Annotated in this window: 21 protein-coding genes and 1 pseudogene; 5 read left to right on the top strand and 17 right to left on the bottom strand. The window is 62.4% G+C overall.

The features are described 5' to 3' along the window. Positions 1-143: 143 nt before the first annotated feature. From ACZZ0Q_RS12375 to ACZZ0Q_RS12365, 3 genes and pseudogenes are all read right to left on the bottom strand, one after another. Complete coding sequence (locus ACZZ0Q_RS12375; protein ID WP_463542115.1) at positions 144-1,751, bottom strand: arylsulfatase; 1,608 nt, start codon at positions 1,749-1,751, stop codon at positions 144-146. 31 nt (positions 1,752-1,782) lie between these two features. Continuing rightward, positions 1,783-2,631, bottom strand: coding sequence for an ABC transporter ATP-binding protein (locus tag ACZZ0Q_RS12370; protein ID WP_463542116.1), 849 nt, complete (start codon positions 2,629-2,631; stop codon positions 1,783-1,785). Next, positions 2,628-4,219: pseudogene (locus ACZZ0Q_RS12365) on the bottom strand (ABC transporter permease). The gene ACZZ0Q_RS12370 and the pseudogene ACZZ0Q_RS12365 overlap by 4 nt, the downstream one beginning before the upstream one ends. Before the next feature lie 311 nt (positions 4,220-4,530). On the opposite strand from ACZZ0Q_RS12365, the gene ACZZ0Q_RS12360 reads away from it, so the two are divergent. Next, on the top strand, positions 4,531-5,574 hold the full coding sequence (locus tag ACZZ0Q_RS12360) for an ABC transporter substrate-binding protein (RefSeq protein ID WP_463542117.1): 1,044 nt from the start codon (positions 4,531-4,533) through the stop codon (positions 5,572-5,574). A 5-nt stretch (positions 5,575-5,579) separates the two neighbouring features. Here ACZZ0Q_RS12360 and ACZZ0Q_RS12355 read toward each other — a convergent pair whose 3' ends face one another. From ACZZ0Q_RS12355 to ACZZ0Q_RS12310, 10 genes are all read right to left on the bottom strand, one after another. Continuing rightward, positions 5,580-6,482: a hydroxymethylglutaryl-CoA lyase gene (locus ACZZ0Q_RS12355; RefSeq protein ID WP_463542118.1), complete on the bottom strand. Its 903-nt coding sequence runs from the start codon at positions 6,480-6,482 to the stop codon at positions 5,580-5,582. A 110-nt stretch (positions 6,483-6,592) separates the two neighbouring features. After that, entirely contained in the window at positions 6,593-8,527 is a 1,935-nt protein-coding gene (locus ACZZ0Q_RS12350) for an acetyl/propionyl/methylcrotonyl-CoA carboxylase subunit alpha (RefSeq protein ID WP_463560619.1), read from the bottom strand. Then, positions 8,524-9,324 carry a gamma-carboxygeranoyl-CoA hydratase gene (locus ACZZ0Q_RS12345; protein WP_463542119.1) on the bottom strand — a complete coding sequence of 267 codons (801 nt, stop codon included), beginning with the start codon at positions 9,322-9,324 and terminating at the stop codon, positions 8,524-8,526. Before ACZZ0Q_RS12345 ends, ACZZ0Q_RS12350 begins: the two co-directional genes overlap by 4 nt. Before the next feature lie 123 nt (positions 9,325-9,447). Continuing rightward, entirely contained in the window at positions 9,448-11,055 is a 1,608-nt protein-coding gene (locus tag ACZZ0Q_RS12340) for a carboxyl transferase domain-containing protein (protein WP_463542120.1), read from the bottom strand. Between the two features lie 112 nt (positions 11,056-11,167). Next, on the bottom strand, positions 11,168-12,331 hold the full coding sequence (locus ACZZ0Q_RS12335; protein WP_463542121.1) for an isovaleryl-CoA dehydrogenase: 1,164 nt from the start codon (positions 12,329-12,331) through the stop codon (positions 11,168-11,170). Positions 12,332-12,374: 43 nt separating this feature from the next. Continuing rightward, a complete protein-coding gene (locus ACZZ0Q_RS12330) occupies positions 12,375-12,752 on the bottom strand; it encodes a MerR family transcriptional regulator (RefSeq protein WP_463542122.1) in 378 nt (125 codons plus the stop codon). Between the two features lie 91 nt (positions 12,753-12,843). Next, positions 12,844-13,494: a DUF502 domain-containing protein gene (locus ACZZ0Q_RS12325; protein ID WP_463542123.1), complete on the bottom strand. Its 651-nt coding sequence runs from the start codon at positions 13,492-13,494 to the stop codon at positions 12,844-12,846. A 17-nt stretch (positions 13,495-13,511) separates the two neighbouring features. Beyond that, complete coding sequence (locus tag ACZZ0Q_RS12320) at positions 13,512-14,162, bottom strand: RES family NAD+ phosphorylase (RefSeq protein ID WP_463542343.1); 651 nt, start codon at positions 14,160-14,162, stop codon at positions 13,512-13,514. Positions 14,163-14,191: 29 nt separating this feature from the next. Beyond that, entirely contained in the window at positions 14,192-14,596 is a 405-nt protein-coding gene (locus tag ACZZ0Q_RS12315; protein WP_463542124.1) for an MbcA/ParS/Xre antitoxin family protein, read from the bottom strand. A 79-nt stretch (positions 14,597-14,675) separates the two neighbouring features. Next, positions 14,676-15,593 (bottom strand): LysR family transcriptional regulator, encoded by a 918-nt coding sequence (locus tag ACZZ0Q_RS12310; protein WP_122451037.1) that lies wholly within the window; start codon positions 15,591-15,593, stop codon positions 14,676-14,678. Between the two features lie 160 nt (positions 15,594-15,753). On the opposite strand from ACZZ0Q_RS12310, the gene ACZZ0Q_RS12305 reads away from it, so the two are divergent. Next, complete coding sequence (locus ACZZ0Q_RS12305) at positions 15,754-16,980, top strand: acyl-CoA dehydrogenase (protein ID WP_463542125.1); 1,227 nt, start codon at positions 15,754-15,756, stop codon at positions 16,978-16,980. A gap of 70 nt (positions 16,981-17,050) precedes the next feature. Here the strand turns inward: ACZZ0Q_RS12305 and ACZZ0Q_RS12300 are convergent, their stop codons facing one another. Next, entirely contained in the window at positions 17,051-17,329 is a 279-nt protein-coding gene (locus tag ACZZ0Q_RS12300) for a peptidylprolyl isomerase (RefSeq protein WP_463542126.1), read from the bottom strand. 174 nt (positions 17,330-17,503) lie between these two features. Here ACZZ0Q_RS12300 and ACZZ0Q_RS12295 point away from each other — a divergent pair, with 174 nt between their 5' ends. Next, positions 17,504-18,712 (top strand): PilT/PilU family type 4a pilus ATPase, encoded by a 1,209-nt coding sequence (locus tag ACZZ0Q_RS12295; RefSeq protein ID WP_463542127.1) that lies wholly within the window; start codon positions 17,504-17,506, stop codon positions 18,710-18,712. 6 nt (positions 18,713-18,718) lie between these two features. Here the strand turns inward: ACZZ0Q_RS12295 and ACZZ0Q_RS12290 are convergent, their stop codons facing one another. Beyond that, entirely contained in the window at positions 18,719-19,453 is a 735-nt protein-coding gene (locus ACZZ0Q_RS12290; RefSeq protein ID WP_463542128.1) for a substrate-binding periplasmic protein, read from the bottom strand. 232 nt (positions 19,454-19,685) lie between these two features. On the opposite strand from ACZZ0Q_RS12290, the gene ACZZ0Q_RS12285 reads away from it, so the two are divergent. After that, entirely contained in the window at positions 19,686-19,934 is a 249-nt protein-coding gene (locus ACZZ0Q_RS12285) for a transmembrane sensor/regulator PpyR (protein WP_463542129.1), read from the top strand. A gap of 2 nt (positions 19,935-19,936) precedes the next feature. Here ACZZ0Q_RS12285 and ACZZ0Q_RS12280 read toward each other — a convergent pair whose 3' ends face one another. Further along, positions 19,937-20,515, bottom strand: coding sequence for a TetR/AcrR family transcriptional regulator (locus ACZZ0Q_RS12280; protein WP_463542130.1), 579 nt, complete (start codon positions 20,513-20,515; stop codon positions 19,937-19,939). 141 nt (positions 20,516-20,656) lie between these two features. On the opposite strand from ACZZ0Q_RS12280, the gene ACZZ0Q_RS12275 reads away from it, so the two are divergent. After that, positions 20,657-21,871, top strand: coding sequence for a YbfB/YjiJ family MFS transporter (locus tag ACZZ0Q_RS12275; protein WP_463542131.1), 1,215 nt, complete (start codon positions 20,657-20,659; stop codon positions 21,869-21,871). On the opposite strand, the gene ACZZ0Q_RS12270 is transcribed toward ACZZ0Q_RS12275, so the two are convergent. After that, positions 21,868-23,028, bottom strand: coding sequence for an MFS transporter (locus ACZZ0Q_RS12270; protein WP_463542132.1), 1,161 nt, complete (start codon positions 23,026-23,028; stop codon positions 21,868-21,870). The genes ACZZ0Q_RS12275 and ACZZ0Q_RS12270 overlap by 4 nt on opposite strands. Positions 23,029-23,059: the final 31 nt, after the last annotated feature.

Raw genomic sequence — 23,059 nt, 5'->3', positions numbered from 1 at the left:
ACTGGTTTACTCCGAACCGCTCTTCGCACACCCACCGCATCGCGGCTAAAGCCGCTCCCACAGAAAAACAGCCGGCAGGCGTCACAAGCGCAGTCCACCCCCTGTAGGTGCGGCTTCAGCCGCGATTCTCTTGATCTAAGCGCTTATCCCTGAAACGGCGACTTGCTCAATATCACCCCCGTCTCCGCCACGTACTGATGCCAATGTTCCAGCAACACGGCCAGCTTCTCGGGCTCGCGTTGGGCCAGGTCATGAATCTCACCCGGGTCGCTGCTCAAGTCATACAACTGCCAAGTCGAAGGCCCAACCGGACCGGGGATATATACGGCTTTCAGGTCGCCCTGGCGAATGGCGCGCATGCCGAACAATTCCCAGCCGGTGACGGTGTGCTGGTCATGAATCTGCTCGGTTTCGCCGCTCAAATAGCCCAGCCACGATTTGCCGCGCGGTTCGGCCACCTCGCGGCCACGCCACTGCTTGCCCGGATGGCGAACGCCTGCGAGGTCAAGAATGGTGGGGGTGATGTCCATCACCGTGCTGAATTCCTTAACGATCTGCCCCTGCCGGTGGAAAGCGGGGTAGCGCACCAGCGCTGGCACGCGAATGCCGCCTTCGGTGGTGAAGGCTTTGTACAGACGCGACGGCGCGGTCGCCGCCTGGGCCCAGCGCGGCCCGTACCAGACGTAGGAATTGGCGCGGCCGATGTTGTCCAGGCTGTTGTCGTAGTGGGTGTCGAGGTAGGTAAGCAGCGTTTCGCCGAACAGCGGGAAGGCTTCGAGCAGCAGGCCTTCGGCGCCGTTGTCGGACATAAACAGCACAAAGGTGTTGTCCAGTTCGCCTTGCTGGCGCAGGTAATCCACCACGCGACCGATGTTCCAGTCCATGCGCTCGACCATCGCCGCATAGGTTTCCATGGTGCGGGCAGAAATGGCCCGTTGCTCGTCGTTGAGGGCCTGCCATTCCTGGTTTTGCGCCAGCACGGGGTGGGCTTCCACATCCTGGGCGACAAGCCCCAATTCCTTCAGCTTGGCCAAGCGTTCCTGACGCAGCACTTCGGGGCCGGCGTCGTAGCGGCCCTTGTAGTGGGCCACCACGTCGGCGGGCGCTTGCAGCGGCCAGTGCGGGGCGGAGAAGGGCAGGTAGGCGAAGAACGGTCGCGCCTGGTCGCGCTCTTTCAGGTACTGCAGCAGCTTGTCGCCAAAGGCGTCGGATGAGTAGAAATCGTCCGGCAGCTTGTCGATGAATTGGTCGTCTTCGATGTACAGCACCGGCGTGGCTTTGATGATGCCGGGGGTGTTTTCGTCTTCCGGTGGCTCATAACCGTAGTGGTTGGCGGCGCCAGGCAGCAGCGAGAAAGACCGTTCAAAGCCTCGGGCGTGCGGCGCCTGGTCAGCGGTCAGGCCGAGGTGCCATTTGCCGGCCATCAGCGTCTGGTAGCCCGCCTCATGCAGCAGCTCCGGCAGAGCCACCACGCGCTCGTTCAAATAGCCTTCGTAGCCCGGTTGGCCGAGTTGCTCCGGGCCGATGGCTTCGGCCATGGCGCCGATGCCGGCGATGTGGTGGTCGGTGCCGGTGAGCAGCATGGAACGGGTTGGCGAGCACGTGGGCGCGGTGTGAAAGTCGGTTAGGCGCACGCCAGCGGTGGCCAGGGCGTCGAGGTTCGGCGTGGCGATTTCGCCGCCAAAGGCGCCGAGGTCGGAGAAGCCCAGGTCGTCGGCGACGATCACCAGGAAGTTCGGGCGTTTACTCATGGCACAGCATCCTTTTGTAAAACGGTCGGAATCAGTAGGCGATGTAGGCCAGCGGCAGGTCTTCCACGCGCACCACGGGCGGGGCCACGTATTCGCCGTCGCTGGTCAATTCGTGCAGCAGTTCTTCGCGCAATTGGTGGAATTCGAAGCTGCTGCGTGCGCGCGGGTGCGGCAGGTCGATGGCGACCACGCGCTTGATTCGGCCAGGGCGCGGCTCCATGACAACCACGCGGTCGGCGAGAAAAATCGCTTCTTCGACGTCGTGGGTCACCAGCAGCGTGGTGATCGTTGCGCGGCGGCGAATGGCCAGCAGTTCGTCTTGCATGTGCTGACGGGTGAGGGCGTCGAGCGCGCCGAAGGGTTCGTCGAGCAGCAGTATTTGTGGGCTGGCCACCAGGCCGCGGGCAATCGCGACCCGTTGCGCCATGCCGCCGGAGAGCTGATGCGGGTAGGCGCGTTCAAAGCCTTGCAAACCCACCAGATGAATAAACTCGCTGACCCGGCGAAAGCGTTCGGCCTGGTTCAGGTGTTCGTTAACCAAGCCCAGGCCGATGTTCTGTTCCACCGTCAGCCAGGGAAACAGACGGTGTTCCTGGAACACAATGCCGCGATCGCCGCCGATGCCGTGCACCGCTTTGCCGGCCACTTCAATCTGGCCGCGGAAATCGCTATCCAGGCCCACCAGCAGGCGCAGCAGCGTAGATTTGCCGCAGCCGCTGGAGCCGACGATGGCGACGAACTCGCCGGGCGCGATATCCAAGTTGAATTCACGAATGGCTTCAAGCTCGCCGCCATCGACAGCGAAGTGTTTGCCCACGTGGTTAAAGCGCACCAACGGCGGGGCGTTGGCTTTGGCCGAGGGAAAGGCGAGTGTGCTCATGCGGTTCTCCAGCGCGTTGTCCGCGCTTCGATAAATTGGCCGAGGGCGTTGAGGGCGGCGCCGGTAAGGCCGATGAGGAGCATGGCGGCCATTACCTGATCCATGCGAAACAGCTGCTGCGCACCGATCATCAAGGTGCCGATGCCGTAGCCCGAGGCCATGAAATATTCCGCGCCAATGGTGCCAAGCCAGGCGTAGATCAGGCCCAGGCGCAGGCCCGCGAAAATCGCCGGCGTGGCGCCCGGAAGGATCAGCAGGCGCAAGCGTTGGAACAGATTCAGGCGCAGCGCCGTAGCGGCTTCGCCCAACTGCGGCGACAGGTTGCGAATGCCCCGTTGGGTAGCCACCAGCAGCGGGAAAAACGCCGCCAGGCCGACGAACACCAACTTCGCCAATTCCCCCAAACCGAACCAGGCGGTGAGCAGCGGCACCCAGGCGAAAATGGCGATCTGGCGCAGGGCAGACAAACTCGGGCCCAATAGCCGGTCGGTGCGCGACGACAAGCCCAGCACCACGCCCAACACAAACCCGAGGCCGCCACCGACCAGCAAACCGGCCAGCGCGCGCAGCAGGCTGTGGCCCATGGCGGTCAGCAAGGTGCCGTCGTCCAAGCCTTCGTATGTGCTGAGCAGCACTGCCACGGGCTAACCAGAATGTTGGCGTCTACCCACTGCAATTGACTCACCACCTGCCAAACCGCCACCAGGCCCAGCGGCAGCAACCACGGCTGCCAGCGTTGCCAGCGGTCGCCTGCGGGGTGGCGGCGGAATTCGGCGGTGGGCGGGTGAGGCCAGAACAGCAGCGCGCGGTCGAGCAGGGTGATGCCGCGCTCCATTAGCACGCCGACCACGCCAATAATCAGGATGCAGACGAACACCACGTCGAGCATAAACAGCTGGCGGCCCCAGACCATCAGGTAGCCGATGCCTTCGCTGGAGGCCAGCAACTCCACCGCCAGCAACGACGACCAGCCGGTGGCCAGCGCCAAGCGCAGCCCCGCCATAAACGATGGCAAAGCGGCTGGCAGCACCAGGCGCCAGATCAGCAGGTAGGCCGGCAAGCGCAACACAGCGGCGGCTTCGCGCAATTTCGGTTGGGCGTCGCGCACGCCGACCAAGGTGTGAATGGTCACCGGCACGACCACGGCCTTGACCAACACCACCAGCTTCAACGTTTCACCAATGCCGAACAGCAGCATGAACAGCGGAATCCAGGCCAGGGTCGGAATTTGCGCCAGGGCGCTGAAGGTCGGGAATATCAGCCGTTCCGCCCGTGGGCTGAAGCCCAGCGTAGCGCCCAACGCTGCGCCAACTGCCACGCCAACCGACAACCCCCAGAACAAGCGCTGCAGGCTGATCCACAAATGACCGAGCAAATCGTCGCGCCCCAGCTCCAGTGCGGCCTGCCAAACCAAGGCGGGCGAGGGCAGCGTTTGCGCAGACATCCAGCCGTAGCGCGCTGCGAGCGCCCAGACCAGCAACAACAAGGCCGGCACCACCCAGGGCACCAGGGCCCGGCGCGTGGCGGCTGAGCGGAACGGGACGCGCCGAGTGGGCGCGTTCAAAACAAGGGGGCGGGCGCTTGCCATATCACTCACCCCGCCATACTGGGGCGCTGGAGAAAGGCTTAGATATATTCTTCATGGGAATATCAAATTCAGCTGTCTGCGCTTTTATAAGCTAAGAACCGCATTTAAGGGCTGCCCCAATTCGCGAGCAAATGCCTTTGCTGAATACTTTTTATGCTTTTGCCGCATGTGCAGCGAAGCCCGCGCTAGACAGCGCTTAGGTCGAACAGTTACTAAAAAATAATTTATTAGTATTTAAAGTTTTGTCCCTGCTGTGCCTTATTCGCGGCTGTAGCTGGCGCGGTGCCGGCGTTTGGCGGGAGCCCACAACGATGAACACCTTCTTCAACTCGGCCTTGAGCCTGTTCGCCTCGCCGCTGCTGGCAGGATTACTCGGCGTGTCTCCGCTGGTAGCTCACGGCGCGCCAGAACCGTTGACGGAAATTCGCATCGCCGTGCCTGACCTCAGCGCTGTGGCCACCCACAGTGGCGGCGGCATCGTCGACGTGGTGCGCGAGCAGCAGCTTTTCGAAAAAGCGCTGGCGGCCGACGGCATCAAGGTTCAGTGGAATTTCTTCAAGGGCGCCGGCCCCGCTATTAACGAAGCGTTCGCCAACGGCCAGGTCGATCTGGCGTACCTGGGCGACCTGGCGGCCATCGTCGGCAAATCCAACGGCCTGGACACGCGGCTGCTGAGCGCCACAGCGCGCGACGTGAAGCTGTATCTCGGCGTGCTACCGGGCTCCGGCGTTCAGTCGCTGGCAGATTTGAAAGGCAAGCGCGTGGGCATTTTTCGCGGCACCGCTGTGCAGCTGTCGTTCGACGCCGCGCTCGTGAGCCAGGGCCTGACGGAGAAAGATTTCAAGGTCATTAACCTGGACTTCACCGCGTCCACCTCGGCCCTGGTGGCCAAGCAAATCGACGCCACCTGGGGCGCTTCCAACCTGACGGCGCTGCGCGCGCGTGGCCTGGTCGATATTCCGCTGACCACCAAAGACCTCAACGGCGCCGGCAGTGTGCAGAGCGTGTTGGTGGGCTCGGGGGCCTTTGTCGATGCGCACCCGGACATCGTCAAACGCCTGCTCAAAGCGCAGGAAACCGCTGTGCAGTGGGTGAGTGACGAGGCGAACAAAGAGGCGTACATCCAACTGGTGTCGCGCCTGGCGGGTTACCCGGCGGTGATCCTGCAAACCGACCTGGGCGATGAGCAACTGGGTCACTTGTTCCAGACCCGGCTGGACCCCGAGTTTCTCGGCAAGTTGGATGCGTCGATCAAACTGGCCGGTGAGCAGCGGCTGATTCGTAAACCCTTCAGCACCGCCGAGTGGTTGGCCAAAGACGTGGCTACTACGCAGCCTGCGGTGGCTGCGCAGTAGCAGGGTTACTGCTTGGCGAGAAAGGCTTTGGCAGCCCGCGAACCGTTGGCCTTGCCCAGCACGTCGCAAATGCCTTGGCCGGCCGCGATAAGTTTTGCCATGTCGATGCCGGTGCTAATGCCCATGCCGTTGAGCATATAAAGCACGTCTTCGGTGGCGACGTTGCCGGTGGCGCCCTTGGCATACGGGCAGCCGCCGAGGCCGGCAACGGAGCTGTCGAACACGGCGATGCCTTCTTGCAGGCTGGCGTAGATGTTCACCAGCGCCTGGCCGTAGGTGTCGTGGAAATGGCCGGCGAGTTTGTCGCGGGCGATATCGCGACCGACCACCTCGAACAGCAGCCGGGTGCTGGCTGGCGTGCCGGTGCCAATGGTGTCGCCGAGCGAGACTTCGTAGCAGCCCATAGCGAACAGCTCGCGCGCAACCCTGGCCACTTGCTCCGGCGCAATCTCGCCTTCATACGGGCAGCCCAGCACGCACGACACATAACCACGCACGCTGATGTTGTGCTGCTGCGCCAACTCCATCACCGGCGCAAAGCGCGCCAGGCTGTCGCTGATCGAACAGTTGATGTTCTTCTGCGAGAACGCCTCCGAGGCCGCCGCGAATACCGCCACTTCGGTGACACCGGCTTCGATAGCTGCTTCCAGGCCCTTGAGATTGGGCGTTAGCGCACCGTACGTGACGCCGGGCTGGCGCTGGAGCTGGGCAAACACCTCGGCGGAGCCGGCCATTTGCGGCACCCACTTGGGCGACACGAAACTGCCCACCTCGATATAACGCACGCCAGCGGCCGACAGCTGATCGACCAAGCGCACCTTGGCCTCGACGCTGATGGCCTGTTGTTCATTCTGCAAACCGTCGCGCGGGCCGACTTCGACCAGGCGGACGTGGGTGGGCAAGACCATTTCACTCTCCCAAAAAAACATTGTTCTACTGTAGGAGCGAGCTTGCTCGCGAATGGTGTTTGCAGGGTTCGCGAGCAAGCTCGCTCCTACAAGAGCACCAGCAGTTGCGTTTATTCCAGCTCCACCAACACCGCGCCTTCGGCCACCATTTCGCCCTCTGCGCAGTACAGCGCCGTGACAGTGCCATCCTGCGGGGCGCGGATGCTGTGTTCCATTTTCATCGCTTCCAATACCACCAGCGGCGTGCCGGCTTGAACGGTCTGGCCGGCTTCTACCAGCACGCGCACGATACTGCCGTTCATGGGCGCCGTCAGCCCGCCGTGTTGCTGATGGCTGGCCTGGGCAGCGGCAATGGGGTCGAACTGTTGCACGGCGTGCAGCTCGTTATTCCAGCGCAGGAACAAGGTCGCGCCTTGGCGGATGGCCAGGTGCTGGGTGGTGACGCCGTTGGCGTTTACCCGTAGCTGATCGCCGTGGCGCGTGATGCCCGCGTCGGTGCCGCGAAGGCGCACCACGCGTTGCTCGCCAGCGCAGGTCAGGTGCAGGTCGATTTCGCTGGCCACCCCGGCGCGCCAACCGCTGTGGGCGGTCCACGGGCTGTGCGGATCATCGTCACGCGATACGGGCGTTGCGGTCAGCTGCCAAGCGCGCGCGGCCAGTTGCCAGAACGCCTCGGGCCGTTCGCCGGCAGGCGGCAGCAGCTCGGGCTGATAACGCGGAATAAAGCCAGTATCCAGCTCGGCGGCGGCGAAGGCGGGGTGCGCGAGAATGCGCTGCAAGAACGCCAGGTTGGTCTTCAGGCCGCCTACAGCAAATTCGCCGAGCATGGCCAACAAACGCAGGCGCGCTTCCTCGCGGTTTTCCCCCCAGGCGATCAACTTGCCCAGCATCGGGTCGTAGAACGGCGACACCGCATCGCCTTCAGCCACACCGCTGTCCACGCGCCGAGCCGCGCCAGGTGCCGATTCGCAGTACAGCTGCAGGGTGCCCGTAGCGGGCAGAAAGTCGTTGTCGGGGTCTTCGGCGTACAGGCGCACTTCGATGGCATGGCCATTGAGCGGCACCTGATCTTGCGTTAGCGGCAGCGCTTCGCCGCGCGCCACACGTATTTGCCAGGCCACCAGGTCGAGGCCGGTGATGGCTTCGGTGACCGGGTGCTCCACTTGCAGGCGCGTGTTCATTTCCATAAAGAAAAAGTCGCCGCGCGCATCCAGCAAAAACTCCACCGTGCCGGCGCCCACGTAGCCGATGGCCTGCGCCGCTTTAACCGCCGCTTCGCCCATGGCTCGGCGCTGCTCGGGGCTGAGGCCGGGGGCGGGGGCCTCTTCGACGACTTTCTGGTGGCGGCGCTGAATCGAGCAATCGCGTTCGTTGAGGTACAAGCAGTGGCCGTGCGTGTCGGCGAACACCTGGATTTCCACGTGCCGGGGTTTGAGCACGTATTTTTCAACCAGCATCTGGCTGTTGCCAAACGAGGACAACGCCTCACGCTGCGCAGACGCCAAGGCTTCGGCCAACTCGCCCTCGTGCTCGACCACTTTCATACCTTTGCCGCCACCGCCGGCCGTGGCTTTAAGCAGCACCGGATAGCCGATGCGCTGGGCGGCGTCGCGGAAGGTGGCGAGGTCTTGCGCCTCGCCGTGGTAGCCGGGCACCAGCGGCACGCCGGCTTTTTCCATCAGCGCTTTGGCGGCCGACTTGCTGCCCATGGCGTCGATGGCAGAGGCGGGCGGGCCGAGAAAAATCAGCCCGGCCGCTTCGATGGCGCGAGCGAACTCGGCGTTTTCGGAGAGAAAACCGTAACCGGGGTGGATTGCCTGGGCGCCACTGGCCTGCGCCGCGGCGATCAGTTTGTCGATGCGCAGGTAACTTTCAGCTGGCTTGGCGCCGCCCAGGTCGACGGCGCTGTCGGCCTCGCGCACATGGCGGGCGTGGCGGTCGATGTCGCTGTGCACGGCCACGGTGCTCAGGCCCATGGCCTTGGCCGTGCGCATCACGCGGCAGGCGATCTCGCCTCGGTTGGCGACAAGTAAACGGTTGATCATGACTGCGGCTCCTGCCAGGCGGGTTTGCGCTTGGTCAGAAAGGCTTGCAGGCCTTCCCGACCTTCGGCGCTGACGCGGATTCGGGCGATGGCATTTTCGGTATAGCGGCGTAGCGCGGGGGTTAACGCGCCGGTGCCTACTTCATGCAGCAACTGTTTGCTGGCCTGCATGGCCAACGGGCTGTTGAGCAGCAGGTTGGCGACCCAGCTTTCGACTTCGGCCTCTAGCTCGTCAGGTTCGTAGCATTCGGCCAACAAGCCCAACTGCTGCGCGCGTTGGCCATCGAAGCGCTCGGCGGTCAGCGCATAGCGGCGCGCGGCCCGCTCGCCAATGGCTTGCACCACGAACGGGCTGATGACCGCAGGCGCCAGGCCGACGCGCACTTCCGACAGGCTGAACTGCGCATCGCGCGCGCCGATGGCCATGTCGCAGCAACTGATCAAACCGATGGCGCCGCCAAACGCCGCGCCTTGCACCACGGCCACGGTGGGGATTTTTAACTGATGCAGGCTGTACATCAGGTCGGCCAGCTCGCGGGCGTCGTTGAGGTTGGCGCTGTAGTCGAGGTTGGACGATTGCTGCATCCAGGCCAGGTCGGCGCCCGCGCAAAAGTGTTTGCCGCGCCCGCGCAGCAGCATGAAGCGAATACTGCGGTCGGCCTTGATGATGTCCAACGCCAGCACCAGTTCGCGAATCATCTGGGCATTGAAGGCGTTGTTCTTGTCCGGGCGGTTCAGCCACAGGGTGGCGATGCTGTCGGTGCTGATATCTAGTTCGATGGTGGTGAAGTCAGTCATTGCACAAATCTCTGTGTGGAGCTGGGCTGGCTGTTGTGGGAGAGGCTTCAGCCTTGATGGGATGCTGAAGAAATCAAAAGCATCGAGGCTCAAACCTCCTACAGGAAACGCCGTTCAGCTGAACTACATCCGGAACACACCGAACTGGGTGGGCTCAATCGGCGCGTTCAGACTTGCGGAAAGTGCCAGGCCCAACACCTCGCGGGTTTGCGCAGGGTCAATCACGCCGTCATCCCACAGCCGCGCGCTGGAGTAATAGGGGTGACCCTGCTGTTCGTATTGCGCCAGGATCGGCTGCTTGATCGCCGCTTCTTCCTCGGCGCTCAGTTGCTGGCCGCTGCGTTCGGCTTGCTCGCGTTTCACCTGCGCCAGCACGCCCGCCGCCTGCTCGCCGCCCATGACGCCGATGCGCGCGTTGGGCCACATCCACAGGAAGCGCGGGTCGTAGGCGCGGCCGCACATGCCGTAATTCCCAGCGCCGAAACTGCCGCCAATGATCACCGTGAACTTCGGCACCTTGGCGCACGCCACCGCAGTCACCAGTTTGGCGCCGTGCTTGGCGATGCCGCCGGCCTCGTATTTCTGCCCGACCATAAAGCCGGTGATGTTCTGCAAGAACAGCAACGGAATGCCGCGCTGGCAGGCCAGCTCGATAAAGTGCGCGCCTTTTTGCGCCGACTCGGCGAACAAAATGCCGTTGTTGGCAATGATCGCCAGCGGGTAGCCGTTGAGGTGGGCGAAGCCGCACACCAGCGTGCTGCCGAACAGGGCCTTGAATTCATCGAACACCGAGCCGTCGACCAGGCGGGCAATCACCTCGCGCACATCGAACGGTTGCTTGGCGTCAGCCGGAATCACCCCGTAAATCTCGTCGCTGGCATACAGCGGCGGTTGCGGTTCGCGGCTGTTCAACTGGCTTTGCTTGCGCCAGTTGAGGTGGCTGATGCAGCGCCGCGCCAGGGCCAGCGCGTGTTCGTCGTCTTCGGCGTAGTGGTCGGCGACACCGGATGTTTTGCAATGCACGTCGGCGCCACCGAGGTCTTCGGCGCTGACCACTTCGCCGGTGGCGGCGCGCACCAGCGGCGGCCCGGCTAGAAAGATGGTGGCCTGGTTGCGGACCATGATGGTTTCGTCCGACATGGCCGGCACATAGGCGCCGCCTGCGGTGCACGAGCCCATGACCACGGCGATTTGCGGGATGCCCATGGCGCTCATGTTGGCCTGGTTGAAAAAGATGCGGCCAAAATGTTCGCGGTCGGGGAACACTTCATCCTGGCGCGGCAGGTTGGCGCCGCCCGAGTCCACCAGATAGATGCAGGGCAGGCGGTTTTCCTTGGCGATGGTTTGTGCGCGCAGGTGTTTTTTCACCGTCAGCGGGTAATAGCTGCCGCCTTTGACCGTGGCGTCGTTGGCCAGAATCATGCACTCCACGCCCTCGACGCGGCCGATGCCGGCAATCACGCCAGCGGCCGGCACGTCTTCGCCATACACCTCGTGGGCCGCCAGCTGGCCGACTTCAAGAAAGGCGGAACCGGGGTCGAGCAGACGGTTGATGCGTTCGCGCGGCAGCAATTTGCCCCGCGAGGTGTGGCGTTCCTGCGCCTTGGCGCCGCCGCCTTGCTGCACCTGGGCGAGGAGGGCACGCAGGTGATTGACCTGAGCGAGCATGGCGTCGGTGTTGGTGGCGAATTCGGGGCTGCGGGTGTTGATGTGGGTGGTGAGGATGGCCATGGGGCGCTCCGGGGATGCGTTTGGTACCTGTGGGAGCGGCTTTAGCCGCGATGCTTTTAGATCAGAAACATCGCGGCTGAAGCTGCTCCTACAGTCGATGTAGGGCTGGTGGTCAACGGGTCTCGTTAAACAATTCCCGCCCAATCAACATCCGCCGAATCTCGCTGGTGCCGGCGCCGATCTCGTACAGCTTGGCGTCGCGCAGTAATCGGCCGGTGGGGAATTCGTTGATGTAGCCGTTGCCGCCCAGAATCTGGATAGCGTCCAGGGCCATTTGCGTGGCGCGCTCGGCGCTGTAGAGGATCACCCCGGCGGCGTCTTTGCGCGTGGTTTCGCCACGGTCGCAGGCGTTTGCCACGGCGTAGAGGTAGGCGCGGCTGGCGTTGAGCTGGGTGTACATGTCGGCGACTTTGCCCTGGATCAGCTGGAATTCGCCGATGGCCTGGCCGAACTGCTTGCGGTCGTGGATGTAAGGCACCACCACGTCCATGCAGGCTTGCATGATGCCGACCGGGCCGCCGGACAACACCACGCGCTCGTAGTCGAGGCCGCTCATAAGCACTTTCACGCCGCCATTGAGGGCGCCGAGAATATTTTCTTCTGGCACTTCCACGTCATCGAAAAACAGCTCGCAGGTGTTGGAGCCGCGCATGCCGAGCTTGTCGAATTTGTTGCTGCGCGAGAAACCCTTCCAGTTGCGCTCGACGATAAACGCGGTGATGCCGTGGGCGCCTTTTTCCAGATCGGTTTTGGCGTAGATCACGTAGGTGTTGGCGTCTGGCCCGTTGGTGATCCAGGTTTTGCTGCCATTGAGCACGTAGCGGTCGCCGCGTTTGTCGGCGCGCAGCTTCATCGACACCACATCCGAGCCGGCGTTGGGCTCGCTCATGGCGAGGGCGCCGACGTGCTCGCCGCTGATCAATTTGGGCAGGTACTTGGCCTTCTGCTCGGCGGTGCCGTTGCGGTTGATCTGGTTCACGCAGAGGTTTGAATGCGCGCCGTATGACAACCCCACCGAGGCCGAGCCGCGGCTGATTTCTTCAATCGCCACCACGTGCGCCAGGTAACCCAGGCCGGCGCCGCCGTATTCCTCGCTGACGGTAATGCCGAGCAGGCCCATGTCGCCGAACTTGCGCCACATGTCGTGGGGGAACAGGTTGTCGCTGTCGATGGCGGCGGCGCGTGGGGTCAGTTCGGCGGCGACAAAGGCTTGCACCTGGTCGCGCAGCATGTCGATGGTTTCGCCAAGGGCAAAATTCAGGGATGGGTAGGTCATGGTGGGCACCTGCTGATTATTGTTGTTTGGCGGCCGCTAAGGGTTACGCGGGAATTTGCGCCATGGCGGCCAGGCAGCGCTCTTCGGCGGTGTCCAGCTCGATTTGCATCTGCTCGATATCCAGTAATTGCTGGCGCAGCTGTTCGCGGCGCTCGGCGATCTTGCGCATAAAGGTTTCGAGTTGTTTGTGGTTGCCGGTGGGGTCGTACAGCTCGATCAGCTCGCGGCACTCGGCCAAAGAGAAGCCGATGCGCTTGCCGCGCAAAATCAGCTTGAGGGTGACTTTGTCGCGCGCCGAATAGATGCGCTCCTGACCACGGCGCTCGGGACTGAGCATGCCTTGCTCTTCGTAAAAACGAATGGTGCGGGTGGTGACGTCCAGCTCGCGGGCCAGGTCGGAAATGCTGTAGGTGGTCGGCATAGGAAAATGCTTACTCGATAAGTTACCTTTACGTTAACGTAAGGCAACTTTCCTTACAGCGTCAAGCGAGCTTTTGTGGGTGATTTTGGCGTCAGGCGGTTTTGCGCGGCGACTGTGGCGGGGGATTGATGCCCATCGATACGTAGATGCTGGTGAACGCATCCACGCCAATATTGGCCGGCTTCACCCATTCCACCGGCACATACAGCAGGCCGCCGCCGATGGGAATTGGCGCGGTGGGCACCAGCACGGCGTAGTAGTGGCGACCGTCGATATCAATGGGTTCGGGGTTGGGCATCAGCGCCAACACCGCCACGCCGTCGCCGCCGAAGAAGCACCACACCGGGCTCATGGCGTTGATGTCGGCGCCTTCTTTTTTCTCCAGCAGCGCCACGAAGCGGTCGGCCAGGTTGTACAACTTGCCGAACAGCGGAATGCGCCGCAGGGTGACGTCGGTCAACCAGGCCAGCGGCTTGCGCAAGCCGTGTTGCACGGCCAACCCCAGCACATAAATGGCGATTACCAGCAGCACGGTGCCCAAGCCGTAGGCCAGGTACGTATTGCTGGCGAACGGTTGGCCCATGGCGGCAAACAGCCGGCCGACATAGGTGGACGGCCCGACGATGCGGTTGAGCAGGCTGACCACCCAGGTGAGCAACACCAGGGTCAATGTCAGCGGCAATAAAACGATCAACCCCGCCAACCAGGTGGTCAGCAGGGAGTTGAAGCTTTTCTTCAGCATCGGGAATTCCGCGGCAATCAAGCGATGGCTTTGAGGGTGAATACCTGGGTGATCTGTTGCAGCTGGCCGTCCCACACGTAACGCAAATGCTCGCCTTGCACGGGAATGCTGGCGGCGGGCGGGCGGAACAGCGCGGCGCATTCGCCGTTTTCGTTGCGCACGCTGCGGTACAGCAAACCCCACGAACGCGCTTTACGGCGTTCGGCAGCGAAGCGTTGGGGCAGGGCGTAGGCGTTCGGGTCGGGGTCGTAGAGTTCGTCGTAGCCTTCGCGCACGTCATCCAGCGGCTGCACCACTTTGCACACGTAGGTGCGCAGGGTCAGCTCCATGCTCGGCTCGTGGGTGGCGCGCATAAAGCGTTCGCGGTGGAAGCGGGTTTCGGCGATGGCGGTCTGCAAGCTGTCGCCGCAGTAGTACACGCCGTATTGGCCGTCGGTGAAGCGGCTTTTGGCGCCCACGTGAGTAAAGGCCGCCATCAACGGCGAGGCGCCGGGGCCGCACATGCGGTCTTCGGGGGCCACATGGCTAAGAAGGCCGGCCTCTTCGCGCAGGCGGTCGTTGGTCAGGCTTTCAATCAGAAAGGCTTGTTCCAGATCGGCGGGGTCCAGCACATCTTCAAACACCGAGATCGGCGGGAAGGCGCTGGAAACGATGCGATAGGCCCGCATCCATGCAGGCACCACTTGAGTCGGTTGTTTCAACCGCGTACTCCATCCAGGTAGCGACGTACCACGGCAATATCCATCACGCCGCCTGCCAGCATCAACTGCAAAGCGCTCATGCCGTTGAAGGGTGCTTCGCTGTTTGCCTTGCGAATCCATTCGTAAGTCGACGGTTTATCGCCAAACAAGATACGCAGCGTTTTGTGGATGCCCATCAGATAGGAAACGCGTTCCAGGGTGTCGCGCGGTAAGCGAATTTCGGGCAATTGGCGGTACTTGTAGAGCGTGCTGCGGCCGATGGAGCCCAGCAGCACGGTTTGCTCCTCGACCGAGCAGTTCCATTTCTCCATCAGGTTGAAGAAAAACTTCAGCGCCACGTGCCCGGCATGAGCCGAGTCGAGGTCGAGAACTGCGCTGTTGGAGGGGCTGGCGAGGGACATGGTGTTTCTCCACAAGTGGACAGTGATGTCACTTTAGTCCGCATATGGATAAATCGCAAGTGCCCCAATACCAGTGCGCTTATGCCTGCCCGGCGTCCTGCACGCTGATCTGCTGCGCCAACTCGATCATCTGCTCGCGCATCCAGCGGTTTGCCGGGTCTTGATCGGTGCTCTCGTGCCAATACAGGTGCGTTTCCACGGCGGGCACTTCCACCGGCACGCCGACGTAGTGCAAGTCATGGCTGCGGGCAAAGCGCTCAGGCACGGTCATGGCCATGTCGGTTTTCTGCATCACCATGGAGGCCATCAGGTAATGCTGGGAGCGCAGGGCGATCTTGCGCTGAATGCCCATTTTGCCGAGGGTGAGGTCGACATAACCCAGCCCGCTGCGGCGGCTGGAGATGTGGATGTGGGTCAGCGACATGTATTCGTCGAGCGTCAGCTTTTCCTTGGCCAGCGGATGGCCTTTGCGAATGGCGCACACATAGCGGTCAGACAGCAGCTTGACGTGGCGCACCTGCGGGTCGGTGTTCAGCGGCGCGTCCACGGCGAAGTCGAGGCGGCCGGCGGCGAGCTCTTTGGTGGTTTCGCGACGCTTCGACAAAAAGCTCTCAATCTGCACGGCCGGCGCCTGGCGACGCAGACGCTGGAACAGCGGCGGCAGAATGATCTCCTCAGTGAGGTCGGTCATGCTGATGCGGTAGGTTTTGTTGGCTTGCAGCGGGTTGAACGTGCGGCTTTCCTGCACCGAAACACGCAGCAGCGACAGCGCGTTGCGCACCGGCCCAATAATGTTTTGCGCCATGGGCGTGGGCACCATGCCTTGGGCCGTGCGCACGAAAAGCGGGTCGTTGAAGGTTTCGCGCAGGCGCGCCAGGGCGTTGGAAACAGCCGGTTGGGTAATGCCGACAATCTGCCCGGCACGGGTCAGGTTGGCCTCGGTATAGATGGCGTCGAAGACGATAAAAAGGTTGAGATCGACCTTGCTCAAATTCATTGCCAACGCGCTCCTGGTCTTATTGGTTTGGGGTCCCGGAATCAGCTAATCATATATCGGTGATGAATGTTAATACACGCCGAGAATAGGTTAGATAAATCTTCATCCCTGTTCTAGGATCTTTTCCAACCTCACAACAGCCCGTCAGAAGGTGCCTCCGATGGATTTCGCTTATTCCCCCAAGGTTCAAGAACTGCGCGAACGCGTTACCGCATTCATGGACGCTTATGTCTATCCCGCCGAAGCGGTGTTCGAAGCTCAAGTGAACGAGGGTGATCGCTGGCAGCCCACCGCGATCATGGAAGAGTTGAAAGCCAAGGCCAAAGCTGAAGGCCTGTGGAACCTGTTTCTGCCGGAGTCGAAACTCGGCGCGGGTCTCACCAACATGGAATACGCGCCGCTGGCCGAAATCATGGGCCGCTCGCTGCTGGGTTCCGAGCCCTTCAACTGCTCCGCGCCAGACACCGGCAACATGGAAGTGCTGGTGCGTTACGCCAACGAAGAACAGAAAAAACGCTGGCTCGAGCCGCTGCTCGCTGGCGAGATCCGCTCGGCATTTGCCATGACCGAACCGGGCGTGGCGTCGTCCGATGCCACCAACATGGAAGCCCGTGCCGAGCGCGTGGGTGATGAATGGGTCATCAACGGCCGCAAATGGTGGACATCGGGCGCCTGCGACCCGCGCTGCAAAATCATGATTTTCATGGGCCTGAGCAACCCCGACGGCCCGCGTCACCAGCAGCACTCGATGATCCTGGTACCGACTGATGCACCCGGCGTGAAAATTCTACGTCCGCTGCCGGTCTTCGGCTACGACGACGCCCCGCACGGCCACGCCGAAGTGCTGTTCGAAAACGTTCGCGTGCCGTACGACAGCGTGTTGCTGGGCGAGGGCCGTGGTTTCGAAATCGCTCAGGGTCGCCTTGGCCCAGGCCGTATTCACCACTGCATGCGCTCCATCGGCATGGCCGAACGCGCCCTGGAATTGATGTGCCAACGCGCCGTCAGCCGTACCGCTTTCGGCAAGCCGTTGGCCCGCCTGGGCGGCAACGTCGACATCATCGCCGACTCGCGCATGGAAATTGACATGGCCCGTCTGCTGACGCTCAAAGCGGCTTACATGATGGATACCGTGGGCAACAAAGTCGCCAAAAGCGAAATCGCGCAAATCAAGGTTGTGGCGCCAAACGTCGCCCTGCGAGTGATCGACCGTGCCATTCAAATGTACGGCGGCGCGGGTGTGTCGAACGACACGCCGCTGGCCTACATGTACGCCATGCAACGTACCCTGCGCCTGGCCGACGGCCCGGACGAAGTGCACCGTGCAGCGATCGGCAAGTTCGAAATCGGCAAGCACATGCCCAAAGACATGCTCAAGAGCCACTAAGCCCTAGCGCATGAAAAAGCCCGCCCGGTTTAACCGTGGCGGGCTTTTTTGCGTCTGCCGTTTTGCTGGGTTACTCGCGGTAGAACACTTGCACCAGGTGATAGCCGAACTGGCTTTTCACCGGGCCGTGTACGGTGCGCAGTTCCTTTTTGAAAATTACTGAGTCGATGGACTTCACCATCTGGCCGGGCCGCACTTCGCCCAGGTCGCCACCTTTTTTGCCGGACGGGCAGGTTGAGTATTTTTTCGCCAATACATCGAACGCCTCGCCCGCGGCGATGCGTTTTTTCAGCGCGGCCGCTTCCGCCTCGGTTTTCACCAGAATATGGCGGGCCATTGCTTTTGCCATGGGGGCTCCTCGGTCTCTTCTTTAATTGCCAACGCATCGAGGCCAAAGCCTCTACCACGGGGCGCATAGTGTGCCAGTATTCGCGGCGGCGTTTTGCTGGCGCCAATAACATGACCGCCAGTGTGCTCACTTTGACCTACCGTATTACTTCCACGACCCAAGGAGGCTTTGCCCATGGACCTGAACCCGATGCTGAAAATTCTGGCGACTCAGGACGGTTCAGACCTGTACCTGTCCACCGGCGCGCCGCCCTGTGCCAAGTTCAATGGCGTGCTCAAGCCATTGAGTGCCGAGCCGCTGAAGTCGGGTGAAATCGCCGCCGTGGCGGATTCGATCATGGACTCGGCGCAGAAAATCGAGTTTGAGCGCGAGCTGGAAATGAACCTCGCCATATCGCTGGCCGGCATTGGCCGCTTTCGCATCAACATCTTTAAGCAGCGCAACGAAGTGTCGATTGTGGCGCGCAATATCAAGATGGAAATCCCCAAGTTTGAAGACCTGAAGCTGCCGGAAATTCTGCTGAAAACCGTAATGGAAAAACGCGGCCTGGTGTTGTTCGTGGGCGGCACGGGCTCGGGTAAATCCACCTCGCTGGCAGCGCTGATCGACTACCGCAACCGCAACAGCGGCGGCCATATCATCACCATCGAAGACCCGGTCGAGTACGTGCACCGGCACAAGAAGTCGATCATCAACCAGCGCGAAGTCGGCGTAGACACCCGCAGCTTCCACGCCGCCTTGAAGAACACCTTGCGCCAGGCGCCCGACGTGATTCTGATCGGCGAGATTCGCGACCGCGAAACCATGGAACACGCCCTGGCCTTTGCCGACACCGGGCACTTGGCGATCTCCACCTTGCACGCCAACAACGCCAACCAGGCGCTGGACCGCATCATCAACTTCTTCCCCGAAGAGCGTCGCCCGCAGTTGCTCAATGACCTTGGCAACAACCTCAAAGCCTTCGTTTCTCAGCGCCTGGTCAAGACCACCGACGGCAAGCGCCGTGCCGCGGTGGAGGTGCTGCTCGGCACGCCCACGGTGCGTGATTTGATCAAGCGCAGCGAGCTTAGCGAGATCAAGGAAATCATGGAGAAGTCGCGCAACCTGGGCATGCAAACCTTCGACCAGGCGCTGATCGAGCTGGTGAACGAGGGGGCGATTGATGAAGAGGAAGCGGTGAAAAACGCCGACTCGGCCAACAACGTGCGCCTGAAACTCAAGCTCTACCGCGAGACGCCCGCCGTGGCTACGGCGCCAGTGGCCGCCCCGGTGGCGCCCGTCGCGCCAGTGCAGCAAGCCAGCGATTGGGGCATGGAGTTGAAGCTGGAAGACATCGAGGAAGAGCCGGCACCGCCGGAAGATCCCGGTCGCCACGGCATTTAAGCCCGACTATTTCGTCGGCGGGTTCATATAGCGCTCGCGGATGCGCTCTACGCTGCCATTGGCGCGCAGCTTGGCGATGGCGGCGCGCATGCGTTTGATCACCGTGGCGTCGCAGGTTTTTGAGCACGCCAGGTACATTTCCGTGGTGGCCATTTCCGGGCTCATCAGCAGCGGGTCGCGAGTGTTGCGGTTCCAGGCGAACTGGCCTTCGGGCACGGTGGTGAACCAGGCGTCGATGCGTTTCAGCTCCAGCAGGCGAAGCGGTTTGTCGCCCAGTTGCAGCGGGTAAATCTGCTCGCGGCTGAATCCTTGGCTGAGCAGAATTTCCTCCTGTGCTGAACCAATGCCCACGCCGATGCGCTTGTACTCCGTTCGTGCTTGCTCGAAGGTCTGCAGCGGCTGGCTAAAAGTGAAAAATGCCCGGGGCAGCGGCAGCACGGAGGCGATCCAGGTGTACTGGGTTTCCCGCCCCGGCGTTCGCGACAGCGGCAGAATCAGCAAATTTTTCCCCTCACGCACGCGCTTTTGCGCCCGCAGCCACGGCTCGGAAACGATGTTCACCTGATAGCCGGCCAGCGCTGCCGCTTCCAGCACGGCATCGCCCACCAGCCCATGGCCCAAAGGGTCGTTGGGCGCGGCCAGGGGCATGGCGTCGGGAATATACAAATCAAAAGCAGGCGGAGCCGCCAACACACTGGCGCTGAGCAGGGCCAGCAACAAACCGACAATTCGCGGCAGCATGGCGACGTCCATAGGAGGGCAGTGCGAGGAGTATAGGTGAGGTTTGGCGCGGTCATCGGTGCGGTCAATATGACCGCATTTAGTCAGATTGACTCGGTCCGGTCGTGAGTCGTTTCGACTGCACCGATTGATAATTTATTGATTTGAATCAATAAAAAACCTGGCACGTATTCTGACTAGTCCTTGGTGCGCAACGGAAAACTTTTCCGCCGCCCACTCGGAGGATTCACCCATGTTCGCCTACCTCAGCAACCCCAAACACGTGATGCAGATTTCCAATCAATTGCTCCTGGGCGGCGCGGTGGTGCTGCTGGTCGGTGTGTTCGTCGCCTATGGCTACGAGGGCAGTTTGAATCTGCCCACGCTGGTCGCCGCGCATGCCGGTGTGATTCTCGGCCCAACGGCGCTGAAGATCGGCTATGTGATGCGCTTGATCGCCCAATACAACCTGCGCAAAGCCCCGGCTGTGGCCTGCGCGTGAAGTCAGGCGCCAGCGGGCACGATCAGGTCGACCAGCGAATCCGCCGTGGCCTGCAACCGCGCGGTGTCCGGGTACAGACGTTCAATGACGACGATGCCGCGCGTGAGCGTCACCAGCAGCCGCGCGGCGTCTTCAATGGGCAACGCCAGCGGCTCGGTGGCCTGGCTCAGGCGCTCGGCCAGCAAGCCTTCCAGACCGTCGACCATGCCGCGCAGCACGTCACGAATCGGCTCGGCGCTGGCGTTTTCATCCACCGTGGTTTTGGTCGACAAACAGCCGCGTGCCGCTTCGCCGGATTTCATCGAGGCAATGGCAAAGCTGAAAAAGGCTTTGAGCGCTTCGCGGGTGTCGGGGGAGGTCAGGGTTTCGCCGGCAGCGGCCAGAAAGCCTGCTTTGTAGCGAGCGAACACGGCGAGAAACAAGCCTTGCTTGTCGCCGTAGGCGTTGTACAGCGAGCCACGTTGCACGCCCGTGGCTTCGGCAAGTTCGGGCATGGAGGTCGCGCCGAAGCCTTTACGCCAGAAAACTTCCAGCGCGCGTTCGAGGGTTTGGTCTTCGTTGAATTGTCGTATTCCGGCCATGGGGGCAATTTCACTCTTGTTTGACAGGTGTGTCAATAATGCCTTGACAGGCGCTTCGTTGCTCACAACACTAGCAAGCATGACAGGTATGTCAAAGATGGCGTGGACCGCCGATCAGCCTTTTTGCCAAGCGAGCCTCGAATGACCAGTGAAGCCAGCGTCACCCACCTCGACAGCGGCCCCCGCCAACCCAGCGTGATGCACGCGATTATCGCCGGCCTGTGCGCCAGCCTGGTCGGCATCGGGCTGGCCCGTTTCGCCTACACACCGCTTATTCCCTCACTGATCGAGGCGCAGTGGTTCGCCGCCAATGACGTGATGTACCTCGGCGCTGCCAACCTGGTCGGTTACCTGGCCGGCGCGCTTAGCGGCCGGCCAATCGCGCGCCGCCTCGGTGGGCCATGCACGCTGCGGGTGATGATGCTGTTCGCCTCGCTGGCATTTCTGGCCTGCGCGTTTCCGGTGTCGGTGTTGTGGTTCTTCGCCTGGCGCTTTGTTTCCGGGCTGGCGGGCGGGGCGATCATGGTGCTGGCCGCCACCAGCGTGCTGCCGTTTATTCCGGGTGCGCGCAAGGGCCTGGCCAGCGGCGCGATTTTCCTGGGGCTGGGCCTGGGCATCGCCGCCTCGGGCACCTTGGTGCCGCTGCTGCTGAACCTCGGCTTGCAGCAAACCTGGATCGGCCTGGGCGTGTTGTCTGCCGTGCTCACCGCCGTGAGCTGGACCGGCTGGCCGACCGTGGCAACCCCGACGCCAGTGATTGCCTCCGGCGCCGAAAGCAAAACACCGACCGCCATGAAACTGCTCTACGCCCAATACGCGCTGATGGCCGTGGCGTTGGTGCCGATGATGGTGTTTCTGGTCGACTACGTGGCGCGCGGCCTGCAATGGGGCGCGCATTGGGGCGCGATGGTGTGGGTGGTGTATGGCATTGGCGCGATTCTGGGACCGATGGTGTACGGCGCCTTGGCCGACCGCATCGGCTTTGCTACCACTAGCCGCGTGGTGCTCGGTATTCAGGCGCTGGCGATTGCCTTGTTGGCGCTGGACCACAGCGTGCCGGCTCTCGTGGCAGCGGTGTTGGTGATCGGCTCGTTCCCGCCCGGCATCGTGCCGGTCAACCTGGGCCGCATTCAGCATTTGCTGCCGGGCGACCTAAGCGCGCAGAACCATGCCTGGAGCCGCGCGACCACGGCGTTTGCCTTGTTTCAGGCGCTGGCCGGGTACGCCTATTCGTACCTGTACGCCCTGAGTCACGGCAACTACACGCTGTTGTTTGCCATCGGCGGCGCGGCGGTGGTGCTGGCCTTGTTGCTGGACCTGATTCCCACCGCCAGCCGCCGCGTTGTCATCGATTAATGCAGCGGTATGTCGTGCGGCACCGCTTTGAGCCGTGGCAGCCACCAGGCCACGGCGAAGTTGAGCACCAGCAGCAACACGCCGAACACCGGCAGCAGCGGCAAGCCCAGGTGCGCGCTTAGCCACAAACCACCAAACCAGGCGCCCGCCGCGTTGCCCAGGTTGAACGCCGCGTGACTCAGCGTGGCAGCCAGGCTGGCCGATTCACCGGCTTGCTCCACCAGCAACAGTTGCAGCGGCGTCGACACCGCAAAGGTGGCGATGCCCCAGCACAGCAGAATCGCCAAGGTCGGCAGTTGCCATTGGCCGAACAGGTACAAACCCAACACCATCAGCGCCCCACAGGCCAACGCCATCGGCACCGCACGCTGTACGCCGCGATCGGCCAGGCGCCCGCCAAGCACGTTGCCCAGCGTCAAACCAACGCCCATCAGCAACAGCGCGCCGTTGCTTTGGTCTGGCGTAAAGCCGGTGACTTCCCGCAGGAACGGGCTGATATAGGTGAACACGGTGAACAGCGACACCGACGTCAGGCTGCACACCAGCAAGGTATGCAACACCGGGCCCCGGAAGATGCCGCTCCAGCTGCCGCTCGCGCTGCGCACCGGCCGGGCGGTGGGCGGCAGCCAAATAAATTGCGCTATCACCGTCAGCGCCCCGATACCTGCCACCACAAAAAACGTCACGCGCCAGTTCGTGGTTTGCCCCAGCCAGGCACCGAGCGGCACGCCAAGGACGTTGGCGATGGTCAGGCCGCTGATCACCATGGCCATGGCCGATGCCTGGCGATGGGGCGGCGCCAAATCGCGGGCGAGCAGGGTGGCGCAGCCGAAGAAGCCCGCGTGACTTATGGCTGTAGCGAGGCGCGCGGCCAGCAGCCAGTGATAATCCGGCGCCAGGGCGCAGGCCAGGTTGCCCAAGGTGTACATAAACATCAGCGCGATCACCGCTTGCCGGCGTGGCGCGCGGTCGAGCATCGGCCCCAGCAACGGCGCACCAACCACCACGCCCAAGGCGTAGGCGCTGACCAACAGGCCGGCGTCGGCCAGGCTCACGCGCAGGTCGGCGGCGAGTTCGGGCAGCAAGCCCATGATGATGAATTCACTGCTGCCAACTACAAAACCGCCAAGGGCGAGGGCGAGCAGGGGGAGGGACATGAGGGTGCGGGCGTGCATTGAGCGGGGCGTT

It is taken from the genome of Pseudomonas sp. AC070, assembly GCF_979258635.1.
The sequence above is the reverse complement of the archived record's forward strand: the minus strand, read 5'-3'. Positions and strand labels throughout refer to the sequence as shown.

What these genes read in the sequence shown, in the direction of transcription:
- ACZZ0Q_RS12325 (WP_463542123.1), bottom strand. Translation starts at nt 13,494, where the DNA reads ATGCTGAAGAAAAGCTTCAACTCCCTGCTGACCACCTGGTTGGCGGGG.
- ACZZ0Q_RS12360 (WP_463542117.1), top strand. Translation starts at nt 4,531, where the DNA reads ATGAACACCTTCTTCAACTCGGCCTTGAGCCTGTTCGCCTCGCCGCTG.
- ACZZ0Q_RS12375 (WP_463542115.1), bottom strand. Translation starts at nt 1,751, where the DNA reads ATGAGTAAACGCCCGAACTTCCTGGTGATCGTCGCCGACGACCTGGGC.
- ACZZ0Q_RS12330 (WP_463542122.1), bottom strand. Translation starts at nt 12,752, where the DNA reads ATGCCGACCACCTACAGCATTTCCGACCTGGCCCGCGAGCTGGACGTC.
- ACZZ0Q_RS12305 (WP_463542125.1), top strand. Translation starts at nt 15,754, where the DNA reads ATGGATTTCGCTTATTCCCCCAAGGTTCAAGAACTGCGCGAACGCGTT.
- ACZZ0Q_RS12345 (WP_463542119.1), bottom strand. Translation starts at nt 9,324, where the DNA reads ATGACTGACTTCACCACCATCGAACTAGATATCAGCACCGACAGCATC.
- ACZZ0Q_RS12270 (WP_463542132.1), bottom strand. Translation starts at nt 23,028, where the DNA reads ATGTCCCTCCCCCTGCTCGCCCTCGCCCTTGGCGGTTTTGTAGTTGGC.
- ACZZ0Q_RS12300 (WP_463542126.1), bottom strand. Translation starts at nt 17,329, where the DNA reads ATGGCAAAAGCAATGGCCCGCCATATTCTGGTGAAAACCGAGGCGGAA.
- ACZZ0Q_RS12340 (WP_463542120.1), bottom strand. Translation starts at nt 11,055, where the DNA reads ATGGCCATCCTCACCACCCACATCAACACCCGCAGCCCCGAATTCGCC.
- ACZZ0Q_RS12275 (WP_463542131.1), top strand. Translation starts at nt 20,657, where the DNA reads ATGACCAGTGAAGCCAGCGTCACCCACCTCGACAGCGGCCCCCGCCAA.
- ACZZ0Q_RS12280 (WP_463542130.1), bottom strand. Translation starts at nt 20,515, where the DNA reads ATGGCCGGAATACGACAATTCAACGAAGACCAAACCCTCGAACGCGCG.
- ACZZ0Q_RS12290 (WP_463542128.1), bottom strand. Translation starts at nt 19,453, where the DNA reads ATGCTGCCGCGAATTGTCGGTTTGTTGCTGGCCCTGCTCAGCGCCAGT.
- ACZZ0Q_RS12335 (WP_463542121.1), bottom strand. Translation starts at nt 12,331, where the DNA reads ATGACCTACCCATCCCTGAATTTTGCCCTTGGCGAAACCATCGACATG.
- ACZZ0Q_RS12295 (WP_463542127.1), top strand. Translation starts at nt 17,504, where the DNA reads ATGGACCTGAACCCGATGCTGAAAATTCTGGCGACTCAGGACGGTTCA.
- ACZZ0Q_RS12355 (WP_463542118.1), bottom strand. Translation starts at nt 6,482, where the DNA reads ATGGTCTTGCCCACCCACGTCCGCCTGGTCGAAGTCGGCCCGCGCGAC.
- ACZZ0Q_RS12285 (WP_463542129.1), top strand. Translation starts at nt 19,686, where the DNA reads ATGTTCGCCTACCTCAGCAACCCCAAACACGTGATGCAGATTTCCAAT.
- ACZZ0Q_RS12320 (WP_463542343.1), bottom strand. Translation starts at nt 14,162, where the DNA reads ATGCGGGCCTATCGCATCGTTTCCAGCGCCTTCCCGCCGATCTCGGTG.
- ACZZ0Q_RS12310 (WP_122451037.1), bottom strand. Translation starts at nt 15,593, where the DNA reads ATGAATTTGAGCAAGGTCGATCTCAACCTTTTTATCGTCTTCGACGCC.
- ACZZ0Q_RS12350 (WP_463560619.1), bottom strand. Translation starts at nt 8,527, where the DNA reads ATGATCAACCGTTTACTTGTCGCCAACCGAGGCGAGATCGCCTGCCGC.
- ACZZ0Q_RS12315 (WP_463542124.1), bottom strand. Translation starts at nt 14,596, where the DNA reads ATGTCCCTCGCCAGCCCCTCCAACAGCGCAGTTCTCGACCTCGACTCG.
- ACZZ0Q_RS12370 (WP_463542116.1), bottom strand. Translation starts at nt 2,631, where the DNA reads ATGAGCACACTCGCCTTTCCCTCGGCCAAAGCCAACGCCCCGCCGTTG.